This window comes from Novosphingobium sp. ST904, from assembly GCF_001298105.1.
Classification (GTDB): domain Bacteria; phylum Pseudomonadota; class Alphaproteobacteria; order Sphingomonadales; family Sphingomonadaceae; genus Novosphingobium.
Genome location: NZ_LGJH01000022.1, coordinates 1 through 1,030 on the forward strand (window position 1 = coordinate 1; position 1,030 = coordinate 1,030).

Here is a 1,030-nt window from a genome sequence, read left to right on the forward strand (position 1 = left end):
TTACGAGATTGGAGGACAAGAGCGAGCCTGGTAGATCGCCATGTTCAATCTTTGTTCTTCAACATGGCCAAAATCGCAGCTTCGGGCCGACTGGGCCATGTAGATTGGCGAGCAAGGCGGGTACCTGTTCAGCCGCTACGGCGGGGCTGAAGAGATAGCCTTGCGCCTGATCGCACCCTTCGCGGTGCAATCGATCAGCTTGCGCGTCCGTCTCGATCCCCTCCGCGACCGTCGTGATCCCAAGATCCCTGCCGAGGTTCACGATCGCCCGAACGATCGCCGCGTTGCTGGGATCGAGCGAACGAATAAACGAACAGTCGATCTTAAGCACGTCGACGGGGAACTGCTTCAAATGGATCAGCGAGGCATAACCTGTGCCGAAGTCGTCGAGCGCGATCGTCATGCCGACGTGTCGCAAGCGCTCGAACGTCTCGGTTACGTTATGAGAGGTCCGCTCCAGCAGCACGGTTTCGGTGACCTCCAATTCCAGGCAGGATGCTGGGATGCAGGCACGCTCCGTTCGCGCCAACAAATTCGCAGCGAAATCCTCCTGTCGAAAGGTCGCGCCCGACACGTTGAAGGCAATGCGACCGATCGGAAGCCCCAATCTGTTCCACTTCGTAATATCGTGAGCGATCCGCTCGAACATGCGTTCGTCGAGCGCAATGGCCAGTTCGGCATCCTCGAAAGCGGCCGGGATCATTCCCGGTGCATGAATGGCATGCTTGGGGTCACGCCAACGCAACAGCGCCTCAAATCCTTTGATGATGCCCGAACCGAGATCGACCTTGGGCTGGTAGAAAGGCAGCACCTGGTCCCCGTCAAGCGCGTGACGGGCAAGCGATAGTTCCGACATTCTGGCCTGAAGGCTGGCACGCATGCTGCTTTTGAAATAGCGGGTGCCGCCGCCCGCGACTTTGGCCTCGTAGAGCGCAAGATCGGCATTCTTGTAAAGGCCATCGGCGTCCGTTCTGTGCTCGGGAAAGAGCGCCACGCCGATGCTAGCGCGGCAGCTATGGGCTTGCCCATT

At 58.9% G+C, this 1,030-nt stretch carries 1 protein-coding gene; it reads right to left on the reverse strand.

Features of this window, described 5'->3' with window-relative positions:
* Nucleotides 1-58: 58 nt before the first annotated feature.
* On the reverse strand, nucleotides 59-1,030 hold a 972-nt coding region (locus ADT71_RS00120), incomplete at its 5' end, for a bifunctional diguanylate cyclase/phosphodiesterase (RefSeq protein WP_156336347.1).